The sequence below is a fragment of the Terriglobus sp. YAF25 genome, assembly GCF_052113305.1.
In the GTDB taxonomy this organism is placed as follows: domain Bacteria; phylum Acidobacteriota; class Terriglobia; order Terriglobales; family Acidobacteriaceae; genus Terriglobus.
This window is the reverse complement of sequence record NZ_JBFRCY010000148.1, coordinates 1-7,387: the sequence shown is the minus strand read 5'-3', so window position 1 is coordinate 7,387 and position 7,387 is coordinate 1. Positions and strand designations below refer to the sequence as shown.

Genomic DNA, 7,387 nt, shown 5'->3' with positions numbered 1-7,387 from the left:
ATTCAAGAGAATGCGCGTGCCGTCGACGCGGATGTCGCGAAAGCCGATATCGTCCGTGAGCGCGTCCGTCCCCACCCGCAGGTCGACCTTATAAAGCTTCGGCGAACCGGGGTTCCAGAGCTSCAGCCCGTTGACCTTCAGTTCAAACGTGGCTTTCCCGGCGCCGTCTGTGACCGCTGTCGTTGAGGCATTGCCTTCAGGAATCCGAACGGTGACGCTTCTTCCCTCACCTGCACCTTCCACATGAACGTAACCGCTCACGGTGTTGGCATCGGCCGCGGAAAAAGACGCTCCATGCTTTAGATGAACGTCATAGTCGTCGATAAACTCCGACGGCACTGTAACCAGCGATACGTCGCGTGTAATGCCGCCGTAGTTGAACCAGTCATAGTTGACGCTGGGAATATCGTCCTGATGCCTCGTAGAATCCACGGCAATTACGACAAAATTGCTTCCGGGCTTCAGCAATGAAGTGGCATCGCAGTCGTAGGGCGTAAAGCCGCCCTCGTGATTGCAGAGCCGTTTTCCATTGACCCATACAACCGAACGGTAGTTTGCCGCGCCTACGTGGAAAAAGGTCCGTGTAGCCGGCGTCGGCTGGAACTGGAAATCCCGCTGGAACCACACCACCCCTTCGAAATGAAAGAGCGTCGGGTCCTGTGTATTCCAGTCACCGGGAATCTTCATCGTGGGCGCGGTGCTGAAGTCGTATTCGGAGTTATGTGGCCCGCTGCTGATGTTCGGGTGGGTATTCAGTGCATACCCGTTATCGCGGATGTTGCCCTTCTCGTCATAGAGCTCTCGTGCGGGCGGCTGCTCAACCAGATAGTGCCAGGGACCATTCAGAGAGATCGACTTTCTATGATCGACACCGACCAGCAACGTATGTAGCGGCGTCTGTGCCACAAGCATCGATCCACTTGCAAAACCAGCGAACACCATTGCAAAGACAAAGCGCATCATCCTGCGTGTCAGGTCTTTCATCCCTCTCCCTTTATTTCAGCGTTGCCTTCTGGACTCTGGATCAGCAACGAATCTTTATGGTTTTCGCAGCGGCAGTATCAGCGGAAACTCCGGCGGAACAGAAGTCTATAGAGGTTCCACGAGGTTTGTCTTCTCCAGGAGTTGCGCGCGCTGCGCTGCGATGGTCGCCGCTTCTTTGAAACCAATCTCTCACTAATCAACTGGGTTATTGGGGTGGGATGTAGTGGAAATGGATCAGGTAGATATTTTGCCCTTTGCCATGCTGGGCCACTTTAAGCAGGTCGATTACACCCAGGAAACCTGACTGCCGTGCGAGCTGTGGAGTGATGTCCGGTAGGCCTATGGGTTCAATCGAGTCAACCTCGATGTGACCTTCTTCCATCCTGTAACAGCGGCCGGCGGTAACCCGTGGACCAGTCCAGAAACGGATGGTAGTGGTGATTTCTCCAGTCCGAATTCGTTCGCGCRGGCGCTTGGTGAAGGTCATTCCCGAATACAAGATAACGCGTACCGCCTGCCGCTCTAATCGACGGAGGCGAAGCATTCATCTAGTAACACACTTAGAATCAATACGATAGATCATGGCCGCGACTTTCACCGCCGAAAGCTCTGCCTTGTCGGGTGGGGCTTTCAGACAAGCCAGAATGCGACCTATGGTAGCCTTTCAAAGATGAAGCTTGCCGGTCAGAGCCGTGTATGTTGTGCCACCTGTATGGTGCACACACATCCGCGTGTCTTCTGGCTGAGCGCGATTCCTGAATAACCTGTTCGGTTTCAGTAATCGAGGTTGAACGTACCCACCACCAGAAGACCTGGTTGGTGGGTTTTGTTTTTTCAGCGAAAGAGAGAAGGTTAGACGTGGGTGTTCCAGAGATTCAAGCCGAAGAGTTGAAGCAGCGCCTCGATCAGGGGGACAAGCTGTTCCTTTTAGATGTCCGCGATGAATACGAATATGAGATCTCCAACATTGGAGGCCATCTCATTCCTCTGCCCGAGTTGGCAAAGCGCCTGGATGAGCTAAGCGTAGACGAAGAGATCGTCGCAGTGTGCAAGCACGGCCCGCGCGGCATCAAGGCAACGGAGTACCTGCGAAAGCATGGGTTCAAGAGGGTATCGAACCTGCGCGGCGGCATCCACGCCTGGTCCGATCGCGTGGACCGTAAGGTTCGTAAATACTAAGCCGAGGTTCTGGTTTACCAGCTTTCTTTTTTATGCGTCGGCTGGTAGGCTTCCGCTACAATCTGGACGAATTCGATACTATGCGCAAGGAGCTTTTCCGTGGCTGATACAACGCCCCAGTCTTCACTCGGTGAACAAGCAGCATATCAATTAGCCAACGTCACCAAAACAGCTCCAATCTATGGCGCGGTAACACCAAGATGGCTGGTTCGCTTGTTGGACTGGAAGCCCCTGGAGTCCGGCATCTTTCGCCGCAACCGGGTTGTCGAAGATAAGCCGATCGATGTCCTTTGCGGCCATGTGGACGAATCTGAGATTCCAGAGACCTATGCACAGTACGAAGAGGAACCTCGCGAGTACCGGCTGAGCAGCATCAACGCCCTGGTCAATGTGCAGACGCGTATCAGTGATCTCTTCAGCAACCCCTACGATCAGGTGCGTGAGCAGCTCCGCGTCACGATCGAAGGCGTGAAGGAGCGGCAGGAAAACGAGCTACTGAACAATGCCGACTATGGCCTGCTCAATAACATTGTGGACTCGCAGAAGATCTCGACACGCAAAGGCTCTCCTACTCCCGATGATCTTGATGAGCTTCTGACGAAGGTCTGGAAAGAGCCTTCCTTCTTCCTGACCCATCCGCGCGCAATTGCTGCCTTCGGCCGTGAGTGCACCCGGCGCGGAGTTCCTCCTCCGACCGTAACGCTGTTCGGTACACCCTTTCTAACGTGGCGCGGTGTTCCTATTATTCCTACCGATAAGATCCGCGTTTCGGGCAAAACGTCGAAGACCCAGATATTGCTGGTTCGTTCCGGAGAGCGCAAGCAAGGTGTGATCGGCCTCTTCCAGCCTGGTCTCACCGGGGAGCAGAGCCCAGGGCTTTCGGTACGGTTTACGGGAATCGATAAGCGCGGCCTGGCCTCTTATCTGATCTCACTTTATTGCGCAGCTTCGGTTCTGACTGACGACGCGATTGCGTCCCTGGAGAACGTCGAGGTAGGCAACTACCATGAGTACAAGTGATCCGAAATCGCTGGTACTGAATGACGAGAGAGTCCTGGACGATGCCTCGGCATTTCCATCTGGCGGACCGTTCCCAGCTGGAGTACCGGACGCCGCCGTTCTCGCACGCATGGCGAACGAGCTGTTCATGGCGGCTCCGTCGTCTCTCGATGTACCGCAACCGCCTGCAGCCATCGATGCCCCGGCAGGCCCGCCGGCAACACCGCCTGCCTTTCAGCCCGAAGTTCAGTTGCCTTCGGACAAACACCTTCCAACTCTACCGGCCAGTATTGGCCCAGCACAGGTTGCTCCCGTCTCTGCTCCCTACCAGGCAGGACCTCCCGCCGTTCCCGGCATATTGGGCACAGCAACAGATAAGGGTTCGAGCGGTGGAGCAATTCCTCCCTCACCGATGTTTTCGTTCCTGCAGGATGCTCGTCCTATCTTCGGCGACGGACCTACCTACACCTCCTCTCCGCAGCCTGGATATCTGACAAGCGTTCCAGCCACTCCTCAGGTAGCGCCTCCATCTTCGAGTGTCCCTCAAGGGCGTACAGGCTTCACCGAAGAGAGTCTTCCCAAAACTGCGATCGAGCCGCAATCGCCATCGATCAGCATGCTTCCGATTCCGCCACTGACAGAGTACGGGCCGGCCCCTCCCTTTTCGTTTATCGAGGAGCTCCGGCCGCTGTTTTCGTATCCGCCGTCCATTCCGGGTCCAGTTCCCGCAGGAACGAGTTTGATCGAGGAGTCTCCCTTCGATCTCCAGCTTCCAAATGACTTTCTCCGCGCGCAGGAAATCAGTCAGCTTGCAGATCACGATCCATTGCGTCGCTTCGATACGGCGAGGCGGCTTGAACCGCCTGATGCCGTCGCCCTGTATGAACCAGCAGGTATCGAACGCGATGTGCCTCGCGAGCTGGATCTTTCGAAGTATCCCTTCGACGCGGAAGCCATCAAGAGAGACTTCCCCATCCTGCGGGAACGTGTGAATGGTCGTCCCCTTGTCTGGCTGGACAACGCCGCTACCACTCAGAAGCCGCAGAGTGTCATCGACCGGCTGAAGTATTTCTACGAGCACGAAAACTCCAACGTGCACCGCGCCGCCCATGAGCTTGCGGCGCGAGCAACGGACGCATACGAGTCGGCGCGGGAGAAGGTACGCCGCTTCGTTAACGCATCGTCGACGCAGGAGATCGTCTTTGTGCGCGGCGCCACCGAAGGCATCAACCTGATTGCCCAGAGCTGGGGCCGGCGCAATGTACGTAAGGACGATGAGATTGTCATCACCTGGCTCGAACATCACGCAAACATCGTTCCATGGCAGATGCTCTGCTCCGAGACCGGAGCTAAACTTCGGGTTGCCCCCGTCGACGACAGCGGGCAGGTTCTTCTGGACGAGTATGAGAAGCTATTGGGTCCAAAGACTCGCCTGGTTTCAATGACACAGGTCTCGAATGCTCTGGGTGTCGTTACTCCGGCGGAGAAGATGATCGAGATTGCCCATCGTTATGGAGTGAGGGTTCTGCTTGACGGCGCGCAATCTGTCTCGCACATGCGCGTCGATGTGCAATCGCTTGACTGTGACTTCTTCGTCTTTTCAGGACATAAGGTCTTTGGCCCTACTGGAATCGGCGTCGTCTACGGCAAGCCCGAAGTCCTGGAAGGCATGCCGCCATGGCAGGGCGGTGGAAACATGATCCAGGACGTGACCTTCGAGAAGACGCGTTTCCATGGTCCTCCGCAGCGCTTCGAAGCCGGCACAGGCAATATTGCGGACGCTGTCGGCCTGGGTGCGGCCATCGATTATCTGGACCGGGTGGGAATGCCGAATGTCTCTCGCCACGAGCATGAACTGCTGGTACAGGCTACCAAGGAGCTGCTGCAAATCCCCGGCCTCCACATCATCGGTACTGCCAAGGAGAAGGCAGGGGTTCTATCGTTTGTGCTCGACGGATTCCGGACCGAAGACGTTGGATCGTACCTCAATAAGAATGGGATCGCAGTCCGTTCCGGCCATCATTGCGCACAACCGATCCTGCGGCGTTTTGGTCAGGAGAGCTCCGTTCGTGCGTCGCTGGCGTTGTACAACACGCATGAGGACATCGATAAGCTGGTCGCGGCGATCTGGGATCTGCGCCTCGGCCGCACTTCCATCGCCTGATTCTTTACGACCCGTCCAGATCTTCTATATCCGAACCGTCGGCGCGTGCCACAAGTGCAAGCGCAGCTTTCTCATGAGTTCATCGTAGGGCTCTTCGCCTACCCAGCGATGCTCACCCTTCGTGGCGAGAACGATTCTGTTCTCGCTGTCCTCGGGAGTGGCCACAAGCACGCGATCCCTAAAGCTCCTGCGAAGGTATTCGATAGCATCCTCACTCTCTGGGCCACACAGGTTCACCACCAGCACTCCATCCGGAGTCAATGCGCGATAGCAATCATCGTAGAACGCCTGTGAACAGAGCTGGGGCGGCTGTCCGAAAATGTCGAATCCATCAACGAGCAGTACCTCAATCCTTCCAGGCGCCCTAGCAACATAGTCCGCGCCGTCTTCATCAATGACACGGAATCGATGATCGTCCAGTGGAATATGGAACCGGTCTCTCAGGGCAATGACCTGCGGATCGATTTCGATGACGGTAATGTCAGCGGCTGGCATTTCGCGGTAACACCATTTCGGAATTGATCCTCCACCCAGCCCGATCATCACGATGTGCGTCGGATTTCGATGACAGAGCATGAAATCGATCATCGTGCGGGTATACGGAAGCGTCAGGAAGACAGGGTCATCCACGAGCATCTCACTCTGGATCTCACCGATCTGGAATTGCAGTGATACACGATTTCCATCGCGATGGACGATCGGCTCCACGCCGACAGGTGTTCGGCGTTGGTTCCGGGAAGTGTGATCGAGATAAGCGCTATCCATCTGTTCAGCCTACCTTCAATTCAACTTCATCGAGAGATCACAAGCAAACACCGCATTCTGGAGGCATCTCATCAGATTCCTGGCCGGTGCCTGAAACCCGCTAGTGTCCTGAGTCTGAAGTTCTCGTCGTAAACGTTGTCATCCTGAACGTTCGGGGTCCCCAGCGAACTTGTTCGTTGGGGTGATTAGTGAAGGACCCTCTTTTTCAACGCTTCGGAGGGCAATACTCTTCCATGATTGATGTAACGAATGAATGACTCAGGATACTAGAGCATTTTCCCTGTRGGTGTAATGTGGAGCTACTGCATCTATGGGCGTTTTCCGTAATGAAAACGCCGCTGCACGCCTCTTGAGTACTTAAGCGTCGCGGCTGGGGTTACTTCGAAGGATTCCTGATGAAATGCCCTATTGTGACAGTTCCCAGTGAAGCGCTACTCTTCTGAACAGATCCCTTTATATAAGTCTGTTTATCCGATGCGTTCCGGACCCGCAAGTCAGTTTAAGTCTGCCCAACACCACGCGCCACAAAGTGCTGCGAAACCGGCATCCTCGTTGACCACTCGAATCGAACAAGCCCTGCCTCTCCTCTTTTTACTGATTGCAACCGGAATGGCAGTGGTTTTGCATCGTTTTTTGCCTTCGCTCTCCGGTCTGCCAGCGATGCTCTTCATCGGCTCCGTCATAGCGACCGCACTTTGCAGCAGCACTCGATGGATCATTGCTACGATTGCCATTGGGGCGGTAGCCTTGAATGTAGTCTTCCCGGTTGTTCCCCATAATCTGCCCGCATCTCTTCTACTGGTTATTCGAACCGCCGGCTTCACCCTGATCGCCGGCTCTCTTGCGTATCTCGCCATGAAATCGCGCATCTCTCTTCTGGGAGATGACCGTACGCCAAAATCCATAGAGCAGGTGTTGCGAGAGCGAGAGAATGCATGGACCGTAACGGAGCTGTCCATGTTATTTCAGATTCCATACCAGAACTTCTATGAACTCGTTGACCGCGGAGAACTCGAAGCATTCGGGCCGATTGGGGCTCTGCGCGTCTGCCCACGAGAGATCGAGCGTTGGTACCAGACAACGATCCGCAAAAGAGTGCAATAGCGCAGAAATCTTTACCCACTGCTTTTAAAAACATTGGCGAGAGGGAGCGACGTGTCCCTCTCGCCAATTTGCGTTTGCTGTTCTAGAAGGTATACCGGAGACTGGCCTGCATCGATCGTTGCCCTGTCTTGCTGGTTACCCTTCCGAAGGTGCTGCTCGTGGGGTTTACATCTGGTGCGGATAGGTTTGGAT

Annotated in this window: 6 protein-coding genes; 4 read left to right on the top strand and 2 right to left on the bottom strand. The window is 55.3% G+C overall.

Annotated elements, in window-relative coordinates:
* The coding region (locus AB4043_RS08240; RefSeq protein WP_442306835.1) for a sugar-binding domain-containing protein at positions 1-984 on the bottom strand (984 nt) is incomplete at its 3' end.
* Positions 985-1,842: 858 nt separating this feature from the next.
* On the opposite strand from AB4043_RS08240, the gene AB4043_RS08235 reads away from it, so the two are divergent.
* The 3 genes from AB4043_RS08235 to AB4043_RS08225 all read left to right on the top strand — a co-directional run bounded on the left by AB4043_RS08235 (position 1,843) and on the right by AB4043_RS08225 (position 5,326).
* Positions 1,843-2,163 (top strand): rhodanese-like domain-containing protein, encoded by a 321-nt coding sequence (locus tag AB4043_RS08235; protein ID WP_442299552.1) that lies wholly within the window; start codon positions 1,843-1,845, stop codon positions 2,161-2,163.
* A gap of 99 nt (positions 2,164-2,262) precedes the next feature.
* Entirely contained in the window at positions 2,263-3,183 is a 921-nt protein-coding gene (locus tag AB4043_RS08230; RefSeq protein WP_442299551.1) for a family 2A encapsulin nanocompartment shell protein, read from the top strand.
* Complete coding sequence (locus tag AB4043_RS08225) at positions 3,170-5,326, top strand: family 2A encapsulin nanocompartment cargo protein cysteine desulfurase (RefSeq protein WP_442299550.1); 2,157 nt, start codon at positions 3,170-3,172, stop codon at positions 5,324-5,326. Before AB4043_RS08230 ends, AB4043_RS08225 begins: the two co-directional genes overlap by 14 nt.
* Positions 5,327-5,350: 24 nt before the next feature.
* Here AB4043_RS08225 and AB4043_RS08220 read toward each other — a convergent pair whose 3' ends face one another.
* Positions 5,351-6,091, bottom strand: coding sequence for a fused MFS/spermidine synthase (locus tag AB4043_RS08220; RefSeq protein ID WP_442306834.1), 741 nt, complete (start codon positions 6,089-6,091; stop codon positions 5,351-5,353).
* Positions 6,092-6,514: 423 nt separating this feature from the next.
* Here AB4043_RS08220 and AB4043_RS08215 point away from each other — a divergent pair, with 423 nt between their 5' ends.
* Complete coding sequence (locus tag AB4043_RS08215) at positions 6,515-7,195, top strand: helix-turn-helix domain-containing protein (protein WP_442299548.1); 681 nt, start codon at positions 6,515-6,517, stop codon at positions 7,193-7,195.
* Positions 7,196-7,387: the final 192 nt, after the last annotated feature.